Source organism: Rahnella sikkimica (assembly GCF_002951615.1).
In the GTDB taxonomy this organism is placed as follows: Bacteria; Pseudomonadota; Gammaproteobacteria; order Enterobacterales; family Enterobacteriaceae; genus Rahnella; species Rahnella sikkimica.
The window spans coordinates 1,974,251-1,992,545 of the sequence record NZ_CP019062.1 but is presented as its reverse complement, the minus strand read 5'-3'; the positions used below and the strand labels follow the sequence as shown (position 1 = coordinate 1,992,545).

General features: G+C 49.9%; 21 protein-coding genes and 1 other annotated feature. Of the genes, 14 read left to right on the top strand and 7 right to left on the bottom strand.

Annotated elements, in window-relative coordinates:
• Positions 1 to 162 precede the first annotated feature (162 nt).
• From BV494_RS09050 to hxpB, 4 genes are all read right to left on the bottom strand, one after another.
• Positions 163 to 720 (bottom strand): metal-dependent hydrolase, encoded by a 558-nt coding sequence (locus tag BV494_RS09050; RefSeq protein ID WP_104922575.1) that lies wholly within the window; start codon positions 718 to 720, stop codon positions 163 to 165.
• A gap of 152 nt (positions 721 to 872) precedes the next feature.
• Positions 873 to 1,634 (bottom strand): 2-dehydro-3-deoxy-D-gluconate 5-dehydrogenase KduD, encoded by a 762-nt coding sequence (gene kduD, locus BV494_RS09045; protein WP_104922574.1) that lies wholly within the window; start codon positions 1,632 to 1,634, stop codon positions 873 to 875.
• A gap of 76 nt (positions 1,635 to 1,710) precedes the next feature.
• The gene (gene kduI, locus BV494_RS09040) at positions 1,711 to 2,547 is read right to left on the bottom strand and encodes a 5-dehydro-4-deoxy-D-glucuronate isomerase (protein WP_104922573.1); all 837 of its coding nucleotides are present in this window, start codon (positions 2,545 to 2,547) and stop codon (positions 1,711 to 1,713) included.
• A gap of 305 nt (positions 2,548 to 2,852) precedes the next feature.
• On the bottom strand, positions 2,853 to 3,518 hold the full coding sequence (hxpB, locus tag BV494_RS09035; protein WP_104922572.1) for a hexitol phosphatase HxpB: 666 nt from the start codon (positions 3,516 to 3,518) through the stop codon (positions 2,853 to 2,855).
• A 206-nt stretch (positions 3,519 to 3,724) separates the two neighbouring features.
• On the opposite strand from hxpB, the gene BV494_RS09030 reads away from it, so the two are divergent.
• Entirely contained in the window at positions 3,725 to 4,276 is a 552-nt protein-coding gene (locus BV494_RS09030; RefSeq protein ID WP_104922571.1) for a YniB family protein, read from the top strand.
• 106 nt (positions 4,277 to 4,382) lie between these two features.
• Here the strand turns inward: BV494_RS09030 and BV494_RS09025 are convergent, their stop codons facing one another.
• On the bottom strand, positions 4,383 to 5,252 hold the full coding sequence (locus tag BV494_RS09025) for a fructosamine kinase family protein (RefSeq protein ID WP_104922570.1): 870 nt from the start codon (positions 5,250 to 5,252) through the stop codon (positions 4,383 to 4,385).
• 322 nt (positions 5,253 to 5,574) lie between these two features.
• On the opposite strand from BV494_RS09025, the gene BV494_RS09020 reads away from it, so the two are divergent.
• The gene (locus BV494_RS09020; RefSeq protein WP_104922569.1) at positions 5,575 to 6,210 is read left to right on the top strand and encodes a transglycosylase SLT domain-containing protein; all 636 of its coding nucleotides are present in this window, start codon (positions 5,575 to 5,577) and stop codon (positions 6,208 to 6,210) included.
• A 23-nt stretch (positions 6,211 to 6,233) separates the two neighbouring features.
• Here the strand turns inward: BV494_RS09020 and BV494_RS09015 are convergent, their stop codons facing one another.
• Positions 6,234 to 6,917: a MarC family NAAT transporter gene (locus BV494_RS09015; RefSeq protein ID WP_104922568.1), complete on the bottom strand. Its 684-nt coding sequence runs from the start codon at positions 6,915 to 6,917 to the stop codon at positions 6,234 to 6,236.
• Between the two features lie 289 nt (positions 6,918 to 7,206).
• Here BV494_RS09015 and thrS point away from each other — a divergent pair, with 289 nt between their 5' ends.
• The 8 genes from thrS (at position 7,207) to ihfA (ending at position 14,418) form a co-directional block, all read left to right on the top strand.
• Positions 7,207 to 9,135 carry a threonine--tRNA ligase gene (gene thrS, locus BV494_RS09010; RefSeq protein WP_104922567.1) on the top strand — a complete coding sequence of 643 codons (1,929 nt, stop codon included), beginning with the start codon at positions 7,207 to 7,209 and terminating at the stop codon, positions 9,133 to 9,135.
• A 3-nt stretch (positions 9,136 to 9,138) separates the two neighbouring features.
• Entirely contained in the window at positions 9,139 to 9,690 is a 552-nt protein-coding gene (infC, locus tag BV494_RS09005; protein WP_013576136.1) for a translation initiation factor IF-3, read from the top strand.
• Positions 9,691 to 9,785: 95 nt separating this feature from the next.
• Positions 9,786 to 9,983 (top strand): 50S ribosomal protein L35, encoded by a 198-nt coding sequence (gene rpmI, locus BV494_RS09000; RefSeq protein WP_104922566.1) that lies wholly within the window; start codon positions 9,786 to 9,788, stop codon positions 9,981 to 9,983.
• A 41-nt stretch (positions 9,984 to 10,024) separates the two neighbouring features.
• Positions 10,025 to 10,381: a 50S ribosomal protein L20 gene (rplT, locus tag BV494_RS08995; protein WP_056773451.1), complete on the top strand. Its 357-nt coding sequence runs from the start codon at positions 10,025 to 10,027 to the stop codon at positions 10,379 to 10,381.
• Between the two features lie 126 nt (positions 10,382 to 10,507).
• Positions 10,508 to 10,632: a sequence feature (Phe leader region), on the top strand.
• Positions 10,513 to 10,557 carry a pheST operon leader peptide PheM gene (gene pheM / locus BV494_RS25825; RefSeq protein ID WP_106120997.1) on the top strand — a complete coding sequence of 15 codons (45 nt, stop codon included), beginning with the start codon at positions 10,513 to 10,515 and terminating at the stop codon, positions 10,555 to 10,557. (Overlaps the previous feature by 45 nt.)
• A 99-nt stretch (positions 10,633 to 10,731) precedes the next feature.
• The gene (gene pheS, locus BV494_RS08990) at positions 10,732 to 11,715 is read left to right on the top strand and encodes a phenylalanine--tRNA ligase subunit alpha (protein WP_104922565.1); all 984 of its coding nucleotides are present in this window, start codon (positions 10,732 to 10,734) and stop codon (positions 11,713 to 11,715) included.
• A gap of 14 nt (positions 11,716 to 11,729) precedes the next feature.
• A complete protein-coding gene (pheT, locus tag BV494_RS08985; RefSeq protein ID WP_104922564.1) occupies positions 11,730 to 14,117 on the top strand; it encodes a phenylalanine--tRNA ligase subunit beta in 2,388 nt (795 codons plus the stop codon).
• A gap of 4 nt (positions 14,118 to 14,121) precedes the next feature.
• Entirely contained in the window at positions 14,122 to 14,418 is a 297-nt protein-coding gene (gene ihfA / locus BV494_RS08980; protein ID WP_004089944.1) for an integration host factor subunit alpha, read from the top strand.
• Between the two features lie 338 nt (positions 14,419 to 14,756).
• Here the strand turns inward: ihfA and BV494_RS25820 are convergent, their stop codons facing one another.
• Positions 14,757 to 14,915 (bottom strand): hypothetical protein, encoded by a 159-nt coding sequence (locus tag BV494_RS25820; RefSeq protein ID WP_192938107.1) that lies wholly within the window; start codon positions 14,913 to 14,915, stop codon positions 14,757 to 14,759.
• A 271-nt stretch (positions 14,916 to 15,186) separates the two neighbouring features.
• Between BV494_RS25820 and BV494_RS08975 the strand changes: the two genes are divergently transcribed.
• The 4 genes from BV494_RS08975 to btuD all read left to right on the top strand — a co-directional run bounded on the left by BV494_RS08975 (position 15,187) and on the right by btuD (position 18,196).
• Positions 15,187 to 15,627 (top strand): DUF2502 domain-containing protein, encoded by a 441-nt coding sequence (locus BV494_RS08975; RefSeq protein WP_104924757.1) that lies wholly within the window; start codon positions 15,187 to 15,189, stop codon positions 15,625 to 15,627.
• A gap of 148 nt (positions 15,628 to 15,775) precedes the next feature.
• Positions 15,776 to 16,783, top strand: coding sequence for a vitamin B12 ABC transporter permease BtuC (gene btuC / locus BV494_RS08970; RefSeq protein WP_104922563.1), 1,008 nt, complete (start codon positions 15,776 to 15,778; stop codon positions 16,781 to 16,783).
• A gap of 62 nt (positions 16,784 to 16,845) precedes the next feature.
• Positions 16,846 to 17,397, top strand: coding sequence for a glutathione peroxidase (locus BV494_RS08965; RefSeq protein ID WP_104922562.1), 552 nt, complete (start codon positions 16,846 to 16,848; stop codon positions 17,395 to 17,397).
• Positions 17,398 to 17,434: 37 nt separating this feature from the next.
• Positions 17,435 to 18,196: a vitamin B12 ABC transporter ATP-binding protein BtuD gene (gene btuD, locus BV494_RS08960; RefSeq protein ID WP_104922561.1), complete on the top strand. Its 762-nt coding sequence runs from the start codon at positions 17,435 to 17,437 to the stop codon at positions 18,194 to 18,196.
• Positions 18,197 to 18,295 lie beyond the last annotated feature (99 nt).

Genomic DNA, 18,295 nt, shown 5'->3' with positions numbered 1-18,295 from the left:
ATTTTTCAAACGGGTGTTCCCGGAAGGGATTGCACCATCCCATAGCATTGGCGTGAAGAATATCAGTTGGGTGCCCGATCATTTATATCCAAAAGGAATGCATTATAACTTTTATGCGAAATTCGTATCAAATTACGCCAGATTGTCGGGTTTTTATGCTGCTCAAATGAAGAGTTTTAGAATATGGTTAAAAATATCGGGATTGATTGCACCAATAATGGGCGTCCAGTCCGGCCAGAAAAGGGTCAGCCCAACCAGCATCAGACACAGTGTCCGCTCCAGCTGATTGCCTTTTTGGCTGTTAATCAGCGGCAGACGGAAACGCCAGCGACACGGCCACAATAAAGGAACGCCTGCAGGCGTCAGCATATCGGCCAGAATATGGCTCAGATAACCAATAATCATGGCGTGAAAGGCATCGATAGGAATCACCCAGTCGTGAGGGAAATGCGTGCGCAGCAGGAAAATTCCCCCCGCGACGGCGAGCAGGCTGTGCGTGAATCCGCGATGTCCGAAAGCCCGAGCAATCGGGGCGGAAATCCATTTCAGTCGCTGGCCAATCAGGGATTTGGGATGATCAATGTCAGGCAGCAGGCACGTCAGCAGTGACCCCGGAATAATATGCCACCAGTCACCGTGCGCCAGTTCCGGAGAAAGCTGTGCCTTTTTGGCAAATACTGCACAGGCAATTGAAAAAATGAGATGGCCTTCCGCCGTCATGACGCGTCCGAACTGGATAACTGTTATTTTATCCAGTATAAGTGAAACTGTCATAATCTTGGAAGAGACACCCTGTAACTAATTGTCAACGATATGATAAAAAAGGAAAAAGCGTATAAAAATACGCCTTTCCACTGTCACTTATTGAACGGTTATCGCGCCAGCCATCCGCCATCAACGGCGATCGTGTAGCCGTTAACGTAATCCGAGGCTTTTGACGACAGAAATACCACCGGCCCCATGACATCTTCCGGCAAACCCCAGCGACCGGCGGGGATGCGATCAAGAATTTCTTTGCTGCGATCTCCGTCAGCACGAAGTTGTTCGGTGTTGTTGGTCGCCATATAACCCGGCGCGATGGCATTAACATTGATGTTGTGTTTCGCCCACTCATTCGCCATCAGCCGCGTGATCCCCATGACGGCACTTTTTGATGCCGTATAAGAAGGAACGCGGATGCCGCCCTGATAAGAAAGCATGGAGGCAATGTTAATAATCTTACCGCCCGTACCTTGTTCAATGAACTGCTTAGCCACGGCCTGAGACATAAAGAACAGCGTCTTGCTGTTCACGTTCATCACGTCGTCCCAGTTTTTCTCGCTGAACTCGATAGCGTCTTCGCGGCGGATAATACCGGCATTGTTCACCAGAATATCGATATGACCAAACTCGCTGACCGCTTTTTCGATGAGTTCGGGAATGCCTTTAATGCTGCTCAGATCAGCGCGAAGGTCGAGGAACCGGCGGCCTGTCGCCGTGATTTTTTCGGCCGTTTCGTTCGGTGCCGAAACGTTGATACCCACGATATCGCAACCTGCCTGCGCAAGTCCCAACGCCATACCCTGGCCCAGCCCGGTGTTGCAGCCGGTCACGATGGCGACTTTGCCGCTTAATTCAAACGCGTTGAGGATCATATTCGAAGTCTCTTTTGCACGGCACGTTCGCCATAAAAGATGATTTGCTCTGCCGCCGTGCAGCAGAGCACAAGGATTAGCGCAGTTCGCTGACTTTGACGTGATCCATGTCGTCAAATACCTGGTTTTCGCCGACCATTCCCCAGATAAAGGTATAGTTTTTGGTGCCTACACCGGCATGAATTGACCAGCTCGGTGAGATGACCGCTTGTTCGTTATGAACGAGTAAATGACGCGTTTCCTGTGGCTGTCCCATCATGTGAAACACGGCGGTTTCTTCTTCCATATTGAAATAGAAGTACACTTCCATCCGGCGCTCATGTGTGTGACAAGGCATGGTGTTCCACAGGCTGCCTTCTTCGAGTTTGGTTAATCCCATCGTCAGCTGGCAGGTTTCCAAAACGGCAGGCACGATAAATTTATTGATGGTGCGGCGGTTACTGGTGGCAACATCGCCAATAGTTTGCGGCGACGCTTCGGCCAGCGTGATTTTTTTGTTGGGGAACGTCGTGTGCGCAGGGGCGCTGTTGTAATAGAACTTGGCGGGCTTACCCGTATCAACGCTGCTGAACTCGACGTTTTTAGCGCCTTTGCCGACGTACAACGCTTCTTCATGACCAATCTCATAAGTCGTTCCGTCAACCACGATAAGCCCCGGTCCGCCGATGTTGATCACACCCAGTTCGCGGCGCTCTAGGAAATAGCTCACGCCCAGTTGTTTACCGACCTCATCGCCCACCGAGACTGATTTTTCCACTGGCATTACGCCACCGACGATAATGCGGTCGATGTGGCTATAGGTCATGGTATAGGTATTTTTCTCGAAAATTTTCTCGATGAGAAATTCGCGACGTAATTGTGCGGTATCAAGCGTTTTGGCGTGGTCGCTGTGAATGCTTTGACGAACTTGCATGTCGGTGCCTCTCATTGGATTGCAATAAAGGAGGACTTGCCGGGGGAGTCTGACCGTTGCGTGGCAGTGACAGCGTACAGAAGCAGGAGAGCTCCCGGCTCGTCCTTGTAAACAAAGCATAGGTTCATTGGCATATGAATTCAATAAAAATGAAATAACGTTTTATTTATTTCATGAGGCAGTTCAAGGTTCACGAAATTAAACGCGGGCTGGGGAAATGTGGCAGGGAAAATGCGAAGTACGTCGGAGGCAGGCTAATGCGCAGAAGCGGAAAGCTTCTGCGCCAGTTTAACCGGAGAGATGTCTCAGAGAATATGTGCAGGCACTAAAGCTTCAAGGGTCTCGAGCTTCGTGTCGGCAAGCGCCCAGCGAGGGTCATCGCGATACTCGCTGGCGGGAACAACAATCGAACGCATGCGCGCAGCTTTTGTCGCGATCATTCCGTTAAAGGAATCTTCCAGCGTTACGCAATTCAGAGGGTCAAACTGCAATTCTCCGGCGGCGAGCAAATACACTTCAGGATGAGGTTTGCTGTACGGCAGGTTTTCTGCCGAGGTAATCACCTGGAAATAGGATTGCAGGTTAAACATCTCCAGAACGGCCCTGAGCATAAATAAAGGCGACGCGGAGGCGAGGCCAACCTTCAATCCGTTGTCCCGACACATCTCAAGCGCCTGGTTCACACCCGGCAGCAAAGGGCGGGTTTGCTCCACCAGTTCGATGGTGCGCGCGATGATCATTTTGGACACGTCGTCCTGCGTCGGCCCCTGCCATGGCAGCGTCTGATACCACATTCTGACAACCTGATCGACACGCAACCCAAGGGTATCCGGCAGTAAATGTCGCTGAGAAATATCCACGCCCAGACTACTGAAAACGTCCAGTTCTGCCTGAACCCAAAGCGGTTCAGAATCAATTAACAGACCATCCATATCGAAAATTGCTGCATTAACAGGGCGAACATAAGCCATGAAAGTGGACTCCGTAAAAAGTGAATTGACGCTTTACTCTAACACCGCCTGTTCTGCGGGTGAAATCTGATATGGCACGCCAAAAAATATCCACGTGCGCTCTGTTTCCGGCAGACGACGTCAGTAACTGATTAAAACATTGGGCGCAAAATACTTTCTGTGGGTAAACTTACGTGTTGCTTTAGGTGTCCTAACAAGGGGAATTCATGACGTACCAACAAGCCGGACGCGTGGCAGTGATTAAACGGATTGCAGGATGGATTATTTTTATCCCTGCGCTGCTTTCAACACTGATTTCATTGCTTAATTTTATTAATGAACACACTAAAACTGAGCAGGGCATCAATGCCGTTATGCTGGATTTTGTTCACGTAATGGTGGATATGGTGAAGTTCAATACCTCGTTTCTTAACGTTTTTTGGTTCAACTCGCCTGTACCTGCACTGGGTCAGGGCGTGACCACGGCCAACATCGTATTCTTTATTATCTACTGGCTGATTTTTGTCGGTCTGGCATTACAGGCATCCGGCGCAAGAATGTCTCGTCAGGTGAAACATATCCGTGAAGGTATTCAGGACCAACTGATCCTTGAACAGGCGAAAGGTGCAGAAGGGCGAACCCGGCCACAGATTGAAGAACGTATTGTGATTCCAAGACATACGATTCTGGTGCAGTATTTCCCGTTGTATATCCTGCCTATCGTTATTGCCGTGGTTGCGTATTTCGTTTTGAAATTACTGGGTTTAATTGCAGGGTAAGCTGAGATTACTGGTTTTAACATCTGACTCATTTTTCTGATAAATAAGGCCTGAAGTTTTTCATTATTCAGGCCTCATTTGTTTAAACATCAAAACATCTATCAGACTAATGAATATCGTCGTGGAGAAGCCTTTCAACAGCGCGTTGAGCGACAACAAGATGTTGCCCGCCGAATAAATTACTGCGGTTTAGCAGGTAATATAACTGGTAGATTGGCTGCCTTGAAATGAAGTCATCTGGAAGCGGCGTTTTGCTCTGATAACCGTCATATAATTGTGGCGGAACATTAGGATACAGCGGAAGCATTGCCAGATCGCATTCCCTGTCGCCCCAGTAACAGGCGGGGTCGAAAATGACCGGACCCTGTGCCGAAAGACCACAGTTGTGTGGCCACAAATCGCCGTGTAATAAAGAAGGTTGAGGCTGATGGTTCTGTAAGCGGGCATGAACCATTGCGGTGATATCTTCGATATTGCCGAACGTCATTCCTTTCTCGGCTGCCAGTTGCAGCTGCCAGCCGATACGCTGTTCCGCAAAGAATGTCGCCCAGCGCCGCTGCCAGCTGTTGGGTTGCGGCAGCGTCGCCAGCTCGTTATCGAAATCCAGACCAAATTGCAGTTGCTCGCTCCACTGATGTAACGCGGCAAGTTGCTGCCCCAGGATGTAGGCGTTATGGGCATCCAGAGGCTTTTGCGGGATGTATTCCAGCAGCAGAAAACTGTAGTCACGATCGCTGCCAACGCCATAAACCTCAGGCACGCGAACTGTCTGACTTCGGGCAAGCAGGGCGAGCTGATCGGCTTCCGCCGCGAAGATAGGAAGCATTTCGCGCGCATTACACTTCACAAATACATCCCTGTCGCCGTAGCTTAACCGCCAGGCTGGGTGAATTTCTCCTCCCGGCAACTCAACACGTTCGCGGATTTCAGCACTGCCCAGGTGTTCACTCAACAAACGATTGACGGCTTGCCACATGGTATCACCCCTTCTGACTGGCCCGATAATTCATTAAGTTAGCGTTTTTTTTGGTTCAAAAACCCGATCCCGCGCACGGCTGAATCAGATGATGCTGTTAATTTATGCGAATGACGACGTGGTTGAACTGAGAGTGTAATCAATGAATCTATTAATTTCAGAATATGTGACGTGAAAGAGGTTTTATATGCAGAATTGTCTTATCGACATACCTCTAACCCCCTTGTTTCACAAAACAATAATAATAATAGACTAAAAATATATTCAGGTGTGGGAAGAAGATGTATATGCTACCCCTCGTCCCAGTCGCGAGAGAGAAAACGTGAAACCAAAAATTCTTTATTTGATGGCCGCGCTTTTACTGGCGGGTTGCGCTAAAGAAACACCGGTTAAAACTACACATTTTTTGAATCCATCGCCGCCACTACAGAGCGAAACTTCATTAATGCATCCGGGGCCTTATGGTGATGTTATTCACCAGGCGGCAAATACTTACGGCGTCGACGAAACACTTGTTAAAGCAATCATTCAGGTTGAATCTGGATATAACCCAACCGTTGTCAGCAAATCGAATGCGATTGGGTTAATGCAGCTAAAGGCCTCAACGGCAGGACGCGATGCCTACCGGATGAAAGGACGTTACGGGCAACCGAGCGCTCATGAACTGAAAGACCCGGCGATGAATATCGATTTGGGTACGGCTTATCTGAGTATCCTGCAACAGCAACTGGCAGGGATCAGCAACCCGGAAACCCGTCGTTATGCAACGACGGTGGCCTACGTTAACGGGGCAGGGGCATTACTGAGAACTTTCGCGAAAGATAAAACCTATGCGATTGCGAAAATTAATCAGATGTCTCCGCAAGAGTTTTACCAGCATGTGCAGCAGAAACACCCGGCGCCTCAGGCTCCGCGTTATCTGTGGAAAGTGAACAGCGCCTATCTGGCGATGCGTTAAGTCCCGTTTTCCGCCAGTAGCCATCAGGCCGCTGGCGGGAAATGAGAAATAATCTCAGTCACGCCATTAATCACAAACTGCACTCCCATACAGACCAGCAAGAATCCCATCAGCCTCGAAATCGCTTCAATCCCGCTTTTCCCGACCAGACGCATGATTCCGCCTGCACTGCGCAATGTGAGCCACAGAATCAGGCTGACCAGAAAGAAAATTAGCACCGGCGCAACCAGGATCACCCAGTGGGGAAAATCTGAGCCCTCACGGATAGTCGATGCGCTGCTGATAATCATCGCAATCGTACCCGGCCCCGCAGTGCTTGGCATCGCCAGCGGCACAAACGCGATATTCGGTGAATCCTGCCGCTTCATCTCTTCAGTTTTGTTTTCCATCAGCACTTTTTCTTCAACATGCGGCTGAGGGAAAAGCATCCGGAAACCGATAAACGTTACAATCAGGCCACCGGCAATACGTAAACCGGGAATCGAAATTCCGAAGGTATTCATCACCAGTTGTCCGGCGTAGTAGGCGACCATCATGATGATGAAAACGTACACCGAGGCCATCAGCGACTGCTGATTCCGCTCTTGCGCCGTCATATTTCCGGATAGCCCCAGCAACAGGGCGACGGTAGTTAAAGGATTCGCCAGCGGAAGAATCACCACTAAACCCAATCCTATGGCCTGAAATAACAGACTGACTTCTGACATAAATTTCCCTTTTGAAAAGCGTCTCTGTTTACCTTAGCGTGTCCGGAGGGATTACACGAAAAATATCCATAATAAGCAACACAGGTTGCTGGAAATTCGCACTTTACGGGTGGTAAACTCGCTGTCTGTTTTCGCGTCGCATCCCGATACAATTACGTGATGTATTACAGGGTGCCTATATTTGGCAAAGTAAAGCTGAATAGCGTGGATAACTATATGAAATTAAACTCAAATATTTTTCTAGATGTGCTCTGTCGTGTGGGGCACCACTGTAGATTAAGGAATTAACATGCCTGTCATTACTCTTCCTGATGGAAGCCAGCGCGTTTTTGATCGCCCCGTTTCACCTCTTGATGTTGCTCTCGATATCGGTCCTGGTCTGGCGAAAGCCTGTATCGCGGGTCGCGTTAACGGCGAACTGGTAGATGCGACTGATCTGATTGAAACGGATGCACAACTGGCGATCATCACCGCTAAAGACGAAGCCGGTCTTGAAATCCTGCGCCACTCCTGTGCGCACCTTTTGGGTCATGCCATCAAGCAATTGTGGCCAGACACCAAAATGGCTATCGGCCCGGTTATCGATAATGGCTTCTATTATGACGTCGATTTAGATCGCACGCTCACTCAGGAAGACATCGAACTGCTTGAAAAGCGCATGCACGAACTGGCTGAAAAGAATTACGACGTTATTAAAAAGAAAGTCAGCTGGCAGGAAGCGCGTGATACCTTTGCAAGCCGTGGTGAAGAATACAAAGTGGCGATTCTGGATGAAAACATCAGTCATGATGATCGTCCGGGTCTGTATCATCACGAAGAATATGTGGATATGTGCCGGGGTCCGCATGTACCGAATATGCGTTTCTGTCATCATTTCAAACTGCAGAAAACTTCCGGTGCTTACTGGCGTGGCAACAGCGATAACAAAATGCTGCAACGTATCTACGGCACCGCCTGGGCAGATAAAAAACAGCTGAATGCCTACATTCAGCGTCTGGAAGAAGCCGGCAAGCGTGATCACCGCAAAATCGGTAAGCAACTCGACCTGTATCACATGCAGGAAGAAGCGCCAGGTATGGTGTTCTGGCACAACGACGGCTGGACTATTTTCCGTGAGCTGGAAGCCTTTGTACGTATGAAACTGAAGTCTTATGACTATCAGGAAGTCAAAGGCCCGTTCATGATGGACCGCGTACTGTGGGAAAAAACCGGTCACTGGGAAAACTACAAAGAAGCGATGTTCACGACTTCTTCTGAAAACCGTGAATATTGCATCAAACCGATGAACTGCCCTGGGCATGTACAAATCTTCAACCAGGGTCTGAAATCCTACCGTGATCTGCCATTGCGTATGGCCGAGTTCGGCAGTTGCCACCGTAATGAGCCTTCAGGTGCATTGCACGGCCTGATGCGTGTTCGTGGCTTCACTCAGGACGACGCCCACATCTTCTGTACTGAAGAGCAGGTGCGTGACGAAGTGAACAGCTGCATCCGCATGGTCTATGACATGTACAGCACTTTTGGTTTCGAAAAGATTGTGGTGAAACTGTCCACCCGTCCGGAGAAGCGCATTGGTACTGACGAAATGTGGACTAAGGCGGAAGACGACCTGGCCGCAGCGCTGACCGAAAACAAGATTGAATTCGAATATCAGCCGGGTGAAGGTGCGTTCTACGGCCCAAAAATTGAATTTACCTTGCATGATTGTTTGGATCGTGCGTGGCAGTGTGGTACCGTGCAGCTCGACTTTTCATTACCTGGTCGCTTGAACGCTTCTTATATTGGCGAAAGCAACGACCGTCAGGTTCCGGTAATGATTCACCGTGCTATCCTGGGTTCCATGGAGCGCTTCATCGGTATTTTGACCGAAGAATACGCTGGGTTCTTCCCGACCTGGATAGCGCCGGTACAAGTTGTGATCATGAATATTACTGATTCACAAGCACCGTATGTCGAAGAATTAACCAAAAAACTGCAAGATGCAGGCATTCGCGTTAAAGCCGACTTGAGAAATGAGAAGATTGGCTTTAAAATTCGCGAACACACGCTACGCCGTGTTCCTTACATGTTAGTTTGTGGTGATAAAGAGGTCGAATCAGGCAAAGTTGCTGTTCGTACCCGCCGCGGCAAAGACTTAGGAAGCATGGATGTTAGCGAAGTCGTTGACAAACTGCTGGCGGAAATCCGCAGCAGAAGTCTTCATCAACTGGAGGAATAAAGTATTAAAGGCGGAAAACGAGTTCAACCGGCGCGTCCTAATCGCATTAACAAAGAGATTCGCGCGCAAGAAGTTCGCCTCACCGGCGTCGATGGCGAGCAGATTGGTATTGTCAGTCTGAATGAAGCTCTTGAAAAAGCTGAGGAAGCGGGCGTCGATTTAGTAGAAATCAGTCCGAATGCCGAGCCGCCAGTTTGTCGAATCATGGATTACGGCAAATTCCTCTACGAGAAGAGCAAGTCGACCAAAGAGCAGAAAAAGAAACAAAAAGTTATTCAGGTCAAGGAAATCAAATTCCGACCTGGTACCGATGATGGCGACTATCAGGTCAAACTACGCAACCTGATTCGCTTTCTGGAAGATGGCGATAAAGCCAAAATCACCCTGCGGTTCCGTGGGCGTGAAATGGCGCACCAACAGATCGGTATGGAAGTGCTTAACCGCGTCCGTAAAGACCTGTGTGAAGATTCTGAACTGGCCGTTGTCGAATCCTTCCCTACGAAGATCGAAGGTCGTCAGATGATCATGGTGCTCGCACCTAAGAAGAAACAGTAAGGCTTCCAAGTAATCCTGCTGCGCGGTGTTCACACCGCGCATGCTGGATTCGCCTTTCTGATTCATGTTAATAACAATGCGAAGTGGAATTTAAAATGCCTAAGATCAAAACAGTACGCGGCGCCGCTAAACGCTTCAAAAAAACCGCCAACGGTGGTTTTAAGCGTAAGCACGCAAACCTGCGTCATATTCTGACCAAAAAAGCTACTAAGCGTAAACGTCACTTGCGTCCAAAAGGCCTGGTATCCAAGAACGATTTGGCCATGGTCTCTGCATGTCTGCCGTACGCATAAATACACTTTTTTAATTTAGAATATAAAACTCAGGAGAGCATATGGCTCGCGTAAAACGTGGTGTGATTGCACGTGCACGTCACAAGAAAATTTTAAAGCAGGCGAAAGGCTACTACGGTGCCCGTTCTCGCGTATATCGTGTTGCATTCCAGGCTGTTATCAAAGCTGGTCAATACGCTTACCGTGACCGTCGTCAAAAGAAACGTCAGTTCCGTCAGCTGTGGATCGCGCGTATCAACGCAGCAGCTCGTCAGAACGACATGTCTTACAGCAAATTCATTAACGGCTTGAAAAAAGCTTCTATTGAAATTGACCGTAAGATCTTGGCTGATATCGCAGTATTCGACAAAGTGGTATTTGCCGCTCTGGTCGAAAAAGCGAAAGCAGCACTGGCGTAAGTCAGGTGAAAGAGGGAGCTTGCTCCCTCTTTTATATTTTGTGTTTAAAAACAGACTGATTCGTTGTTTAATACTGACAGTCCCGTTTTACATCTCTGCACAAAACAGACAACCGATAAGGTAATGCAAGCATGAATGCTGCTATTTTCCGTTTCTTTTTTTACTTTAGCGCCTGACTCAGGAAGGCTTTCGCGCGTAAGAGAAGAAACGAAAAGTAGCGCCTAAGCCTCCCTCGTGGAGGCTTTTTTGTATCTGTGCTTTATACACTAAGGTTCAGGGTCAAAATCGCGCCCCTGATTAATCACGGTTATTTTACATCGGGCCATATTGGCCAGAAGAAGAGGAAAGCAATGCCACATCTCGCAGAGCTGGTTGCCAATGCCAAGGCAGCCGTAGAGAGTGCTCAGGATATCGCCGCGCTGGATAACGTGCGTGTCGAATATCTGGGTAAGAAAGGCCACCTGACGCTCCAGATGACAACCCTCCGTGAATTACCCGCGGAAGAACGTCCGGCAGCAGGCGCAGTGATCAACGAAGCGAAAACGCAGGTTCAGGAAGCCCTGAACGCGCGGAAAAATACGCTGGAATCTGCTGTGTTGAATGCGCGTCTTGCGGAAGAAACGATTGATGTTTCCCTGCCTGGTCGCCGTATCGAAAACGGTGGTTTGCATCCGGTGACCCGTACTATCGACCGCATTGAAACTTTCTTCGGTGAGCTCGGCTTTACCGTGGAAACCGGTCCTGAAATCGAAGATGACTATCATAACTTCGACGCACTGAACATCCCGGGACATCACCCGGCGCGTGCCGATCACGATACTTTCTGGTTTGATGCTAAGCGCCTGCTGCGTACTCAAACGTCCGGCGTTCAGATCCGCACGATGCAAGGCCAGCAACCGCCTATCCGTATTATCGCACCGGGTCGTGTCTATCGTAACGATTACGACCAGACGCATACCCCGATGTTCCATCAGATGGAAGGCCTGATCGTTGATAAAGATATCAGCTTCTCCAATTTGAAAGGCACGCTGCACGATTTCCTGAACAACTTCTTTGAAGCTGATTTGCAGATCCGTTTCCGTCCTTCTTATTTCCCGTTCACTGAGCCTTCTGCGGAAGTTGACGTTATGGGTAAAAACGGTAAATGGCTGGAAGTACTGGGTTGCGGCATGGTGCATCCGAATGTATTGCGTAACGTCGGCATTGATCCGGAAGTGTATTCTGGTTTTGCCTTCGGTATGGGGATGGAGCGTCTGACCATGTTGCGTTATGGCGTGGCCGACCTGCGTGCATTCTTCGAAAACGATCTGCGTTTCCTCAAACAGTTTAAGTAAGGCGGGAATATCACATGAAATTCAGTGAACTCTGGTTGCGTGAGTGGGTAAACCCAGCCATCAGCAGCGAAGCATTATCTGACCAAATCACCATGGCCGGTCTGGAAGTCGATGGCGTCGAGCCTGTCGCGGGCGCATTTAATGGTGTCGTAGTCGGTGAAGTTGTCGAATGTGGTCAGCACCCGAATGCTGACAAACTGCGTGTTACGAAAGTAAACGTCGGCGGCGATCGTCTTCTGGATATCGTTTGTGGCGCGCCAAACTGCCGTCAGGGCCTTAAAGTTGCCGTCGCCACCGTAGGCGCGGTATTGCCGGGCGATTTCAAAATCAAGGCAGCCAAACTGCGTGGCGAACCCTCTGAAGGTATGCTGTGCTCTTTCTCTGAGCTGGCGATTTCAGACGATCACGATGGCATCATCGAATTACCACAGGATGCGCCTGTCGGTACCGATATTCGTGAATTCCTGAAACTGGACGACACGACTATCGAAATCAGCGTGACGCCTAACCGTGCGGATTGCCTGGGCATTCTGGGTGTGGCGCGTGACGTTGCGGTGATTAACCAACTTCCGCTGGTTGAGCCGGAAATGAACCCGGTCAAAGCCACTACTGATACCGCTATTTCTATCGATGTTCAGGCACCGCAGGCTTGTCCGCGTTATCTGGGCCGCGTGGTCAAAGGCATCAACGTTAAGGCACCCACGCCGTTGTGGATGCGTGAAAAACTGCGCCGTTGCGGTACACGTTCAATCGATGCTGTCGTTGATATCACCAACTATGTGTTGCTTGAACTCGGTCAGCCAATGCACGCCTTCGATCTGAACCGCATCCACGGCGGTATCGTTGTGCGTATGGCGAAAAAAGACGAAGCGCTGACTTTGCTTGATGGCACCAAAGCTAAACTGAACGACGACACGCTGGTGATTGCTGACCATGAGAAAGCGCTGGCAATGGCCGGTATTTTCGGCGGTGAGCATTCCGGTGTGAACGATGAAACCCAGGATGTCCTGCTGGAGTCTGCATTCTTTGCGCCGTTATCTATCACTGGCCGTGCTCGCCGTCAGGGCCTGCACACCGACGCATCGCACCGTTATGAACGTGGCGTTGACCCCCAACTGCAATTCAAAGCCATCGAACGCGCCACCGCGTTGCTGCTGAGCATTTGTGGTGGCGAAGCCGGTCCGGTTATCGATGTCACGTCTGAAGCCGACTTGCCTAAAGCCGCAACCATTTCCCTGCGTCGCGAAAAATTGGATCGCCTGATCGGCCATCACGTTGAAGATGTGCAGGTGACCGATATTCTGACGCGTCTGGGCTGCCAGGTTCAGCATAAAGGCGATCATTGGGTGGCTGTGGCGCCAAGCTGGCGCTTCGACATGCAAATTGAAGAAGATCTGGTCGAAGAAGTTGCCCGCGTTTACGGTTACAACAACATCCCTGATGTGCCGGTGAAAGCCAGCCTGGTGATGACCAAACACAATGAAGCGAATCTGTCGCTGAAACGTGTGAAAAATCTTCTGGTTGATCGTGGTTTCCAGGAAGCCATCACTTACAGTTTCGTGGATCCTAAAGTGCAGGCATTACTGCATCCGGGTGAAGAAGCGCTGATTTTGCCAAGCCCGATTTCCGTTGAAATGTCAGCAATGCGCCTTTCCCTGTGGTCTGGCTTGTTGACTGCGGTGGTAAATAATCAAAATCGTCAGCAAAGTCGCGTGCGTTTATTCGAGAGCGGACTGCGCTTTGTGCCTGATACTCAAGCCGATTTAGGTATCCGTCAGGACGTCATGCTGTCTGGGGTGATCTCTGGAACGAAAAATGAAGAGCATTGGGATCTGGCGCGTCAGGCAGTTGACTACTACGATTTGAAAGGTGATCTTGAGGCTATTCTTGAGCTTACCGGCAAAATGAACGATGTACAGTTCAAGGTGGAATCGAATCCTGCACTGCATCCCGGGCAGAGTGCAGCGATTTATTTACGCGGCGAACGCATTGGTTTCATTGGTGTAGTACACCCGGAACTGGAACGTAAACTCGATCTTAATGGCCGTACTGTCGTCTTCGAACTGCTGTGGAATAAGGTCGCAGACCGCGTACTGCCTGATGCGAAAGAGATTTCTCGCTTCCCGGCGAACCGTCGTGACATCGCTGTTGTTGTGGCTGAAAACGTGCCCGCAGACGATATTTTGGCAGAGTGCAAGAAAGTTGGCGCAAATCAGGTAGTTGGCGTAAACTTGTTTGATGTGTACCGTGGCAAGGGCGTAGCTGAAGGTTACAAGAGCCTGGCTATCAGTCTGGTGTTGCAGGATACCGCCCGTACACTGGAAGAAGAGGAGATCGCCGCTACCGTTGCAAAATGCGTAGAGGCTCTAAAACAGCGATTCCAAGCATCCTTGAGGGATTGAACCTATGGCGCTTACTAAAGCTGAAATGTCAGAACACCTGTTTGAGAAGCTCGGGCTGAGCAAACGGGATGCCAAAGACCTTGTTGAAATATTTTTCGAAGAAGTCCGTCGTGCTTTGGAAAATGGCGAGCAAGTTAAACTGTCTGGCTTTGGCAATTTTGATCTGCGTGACAAAAACCAACGTCCGGGACGTAACCCGAAAACCGGCGAAGACATTCCGATCACGGCGCGTCGTGTGGTGACTTTCCGTCCGGGACAGAAATTGAAAAGTCGTGTAGAGAATGCCACTCCGAAAGAATAAGTAAAATCATCAAAAAGGCCGCGAAAGCGGCCTTTTTTTTGCTCTCTTTTTGTGATCGTGTTCACGTATGCACGGCGACGAATTTAACGCTTTTAAGTTATTAGCACAGAAAGTGAAAAGATAGTGTTAAAGGGGTGGGCGCTTCAGGATTAGTCTGATAGATTAAATTTCAAGGCCAAAAGAGATGCGTAATTATTATTTGATGTGTAAGCGATAATAATTAAAAAGGGGCCGGAGCCCCTAAGTTAAATAACGCAATGTGTTCAGGTTAAAATGCGCACGCATTTATTCTCCAGACGAGTGGCCTGAAAACAATAACGTAAAGTTAGAAACTTAAATTAGCGGTTGTAGAACATACCTGGTCCACCAGGACCACCGCCGCCATGACCACCACCGTGACCGCCGCCACCACCAGGGCCCCAAAACGGCGGAAATAAACAGCCGCTGAGACTGACGACGACCAGAGCTACGCTAAATAAAGCTAAAATACGACGCATAAAAGACATCCTTTGTTTGAATAAACAAGGCGAGTATAAAGAGATTGCAACAACGTTGTTGTCAGACTTGCGTTAAGATTTGTTAGAGTTGCAATAAGAATTGAATAGATAATAACGTTCATCCTGTTGAGTTATTTCAATCAGGATGTATTTGTATTTTTATTGTAAGGTCTCAGCAAGTTATCCGAAAATGCGCTTATTTCTCATGTTCACTTCTATTCCCCACTGATATAAAAAACACGTCATATAAAATAAAGAAGGCGTGACCATCGTGAAAAAATCTCTCTTATTGCTTTGTTGTGCACTGGCATTGCCTGTGATCGCGCAGGCAAATGTTTCAATTGATGTTAACGTCCCTGGCGTAACGCTCCACCTCGGGGATCAGGATCAGCGCGGTTACTACTGGGATGGTTATGACTGGCGTCCGCCACAGTGGTGGCGTGAGCACAAGGGTCATCATTACGGTGACCGTAATGAACGTGGGATGTACTGGCATGGCGATCGCTGGGATTCCAGGCCGCCACAGCGCGGGCATTCGAATCCACCGCCAGGACCACAGTCTCAGCCGCACAATCAGGGACGTCCAAACGGCGGTGATCATCATGATAATAATGGTCATTCTGGCAGCAACGGCCAGCAGGGCGGTCATAACGAGCAACACGGAAAAGGCAACGGACAGCCGATCCCGCCAGACAATCAGCAGGGGCATTAATCCCCCGACAGTTGAACATTCATTCTAAGCCGGTGCTCAGTCACCGGCTTTTTTCATTTCTGCTTACCTGTTCTGGAGCTAACTGCCTAATATCGGTAGGATAGTGAAATTCCAGTCACCAGCTTTAAGCGTCAGGGATCCGATATTCATGCCTGCCCCGCAGACCTTTTCTGCTCTCGAACATCAACAGAAGTTGCGCGACAGGCTCTGGTTGTCCGCGCTGGGAGTGCTGCTGTTACTGATTGCTGTACTCAGCCTGAGTGCCGGTGAGCGCTGGATCTGGCCGGATCAATGGCTGAGCAGCGAGGCGCGTCTTTTCATCTGGCAATTACGTCTGCCCAGAGCCATCGCAGTCATTCTGGTTGGCGCAAGTCTCGCCGTTGCCGGAGCTGTTATGCAATCGTTGTTTGAAAACCCGCTTGCAGAGCCAGGTTTGCTTGGTGTCGCAAACGGCGCGGGCGTTGCGCTGGTTTTTAGCGTGATGCTCAGTCACGGTTTTTTGCCTGTCTGGGTGATGAGTATCGCGGCGGTAGCGGGTGCGCTGATTGTGACGGCTTTTCTTTTGTATGTTGCGCGAAAGCGTCTGTTAACCAATGCGCGGATGCTGCTGGTCGGCGTCGCAATCGGCATTGTTTGCAGCGCCCTGATGACCTGGGCGATCTATTTCAGCGACAACCTCGATCTGCGCCAGCTAATGTACTGGATGATGGGCGGATTTGGCGGCATTGACTGGCACCAGACTTGGCTTGGCGCGATGTTACTGCCGGTTCTCCTGTGGCTACTCTTTCAGGGTAAAACGCTCAATTTGCTTTCCCTTGGCACGCAGCAGGCACAGCAGCTGGGGATTTCCCTGAACGCCTGGCGCTTTATTCTGGTACTTTCGGTTGGCTGGATGGTTGGGATCAGCGTCGCCTTAGCCGGGGTCATTGGTTTTATCGGGCTCGTCATACCGCATATTCTCAGGCTTTGCGGTATTACTGATCAGCGCCGTTTACTTCCTGCCTGCGCACTGAGCGGAGCGGCTGTTCTGCTACTGGCTGATGTTATCGCGCGCATTGGTTTATATGCGGCAGAATTGCCCGTTGGGGTAGTGACCGCCACGCTCGGCGCACCGGTGTTTATCTGGCTGCTGGTGCGAAACGGACAAATCCGCTGATCCTTTCTGAAGGGTCGGCTATGCTCTTCCTTTACCTAACCTACAAAACTCAGGACTAAACGATGAGTAATACTATTTTTGATATCTCGCTGAAAACCATCGACGGCGAAACAACGACTTTAGGCGCTTACAAAGGTTCGGTTCTTCTGGTCGTGAATGTGGCGTCACAGTGCGGCCTGACCAAACAGTACGAAGGGCTGGAAAGCCTTTATCAGGAATTGCATCCGGAAGGTTTTGAGGTGCTTGGGTTCCCGTGTAACGAGTTTGGTGCGCAGGAACCGGGTACAGAAGATGAAATCAAAACCTTCTGCACCACCAATTTTGGTGTGAAATTCCCGATGTTCAGCAAAGTTGACGTTAACGGAGAGCACCGTCATCCGCTGTATTCCGCGCTGATCGCTGCCCGTCCTGAAGCCGTCAAACCGAAAGACAGTGCATTTTACGAGCGTCTGGCCAGTAAAGGGCGTGAGCCTGTGAAGCCGGAAAATATCCTGTGGAATTTCGAAAAATTCCTGATTGGCCGTGACGGCACCGTGATCGGACGTTTTGCGCCAGATATGACGCCGGAAGATCCGCTGCTGGTGGATGCTATTAAAGCCGCACTGGCGAAATAATCCGTTTTTGATAAAGATAAAAGAGCAGGGAACGCAGATGCTGGAATGTCGTGAGGTGAGTGTGAGCGGGCGTCTTCGCGCGTTTAGCACGCAGGTTTCACCCGGCAGCCGGATCCACCTCATCGGGCCGAACGGCGCGGGGAAAAGTACGCTGCTGGCCAGACTGGCGGGGATTTCTGGCACTGGCGGTGAAGTGTTCATCGGCAGGGAAAAACTGACGGATATTTCCGGGGCGCGGCTGGCGCGTCTGCGCGCCTGGCTTTGTCAGCAACTGACGCCAGCGACGCTGATGCCAGTGTTTCAATATCTGTCGTTGCACCAGCCGCCCGGTGCTTCTCCCGTTCTTTTAGAAAATACGATTGGCCGGTTGTGTGATGCGTTACAGCTCTGCGATAAACTTTCTCGTCCTGTGACGCATCTTTCCGGCGGGGAATGGCAGCGCGTCAGATTGGCTGCGGTGTTGCTTCAGGTCTGGCCAGCGCTGAATCCTGACAGCCTGCTGCTGTTCCTCGATGAGCCTGCAAACAGTCTGGATGTCGCACAACAGCAGGCCCTTGACCAGTTGCTGACGGAGTTCTGTGCCGCCGGTCGTTCTGTAATCGTCAGCGATCATGACCTGAACCATACCTTGCATCACGCACATCAGGTCTGGTTAATGTCGGCGGGAAAAGTGGTTGCCGCAGGGGAATGTTCGGAGGTTATGCAGGCAGAGGCACTTTCTGCGGTATATAAAGTGGCCTTTCAGATACATGCTCTGGCTGGGCGTCGCTGGATAATGACAACGCCGACATTAATCTGATTTTAATGAATAGCAGTTTAATTATATAATTCACGGGTTTTCAACATTACCGGCGTGCTTATATTGTTCACAAAAAACACAATTTTCTTTTTTTAAAAA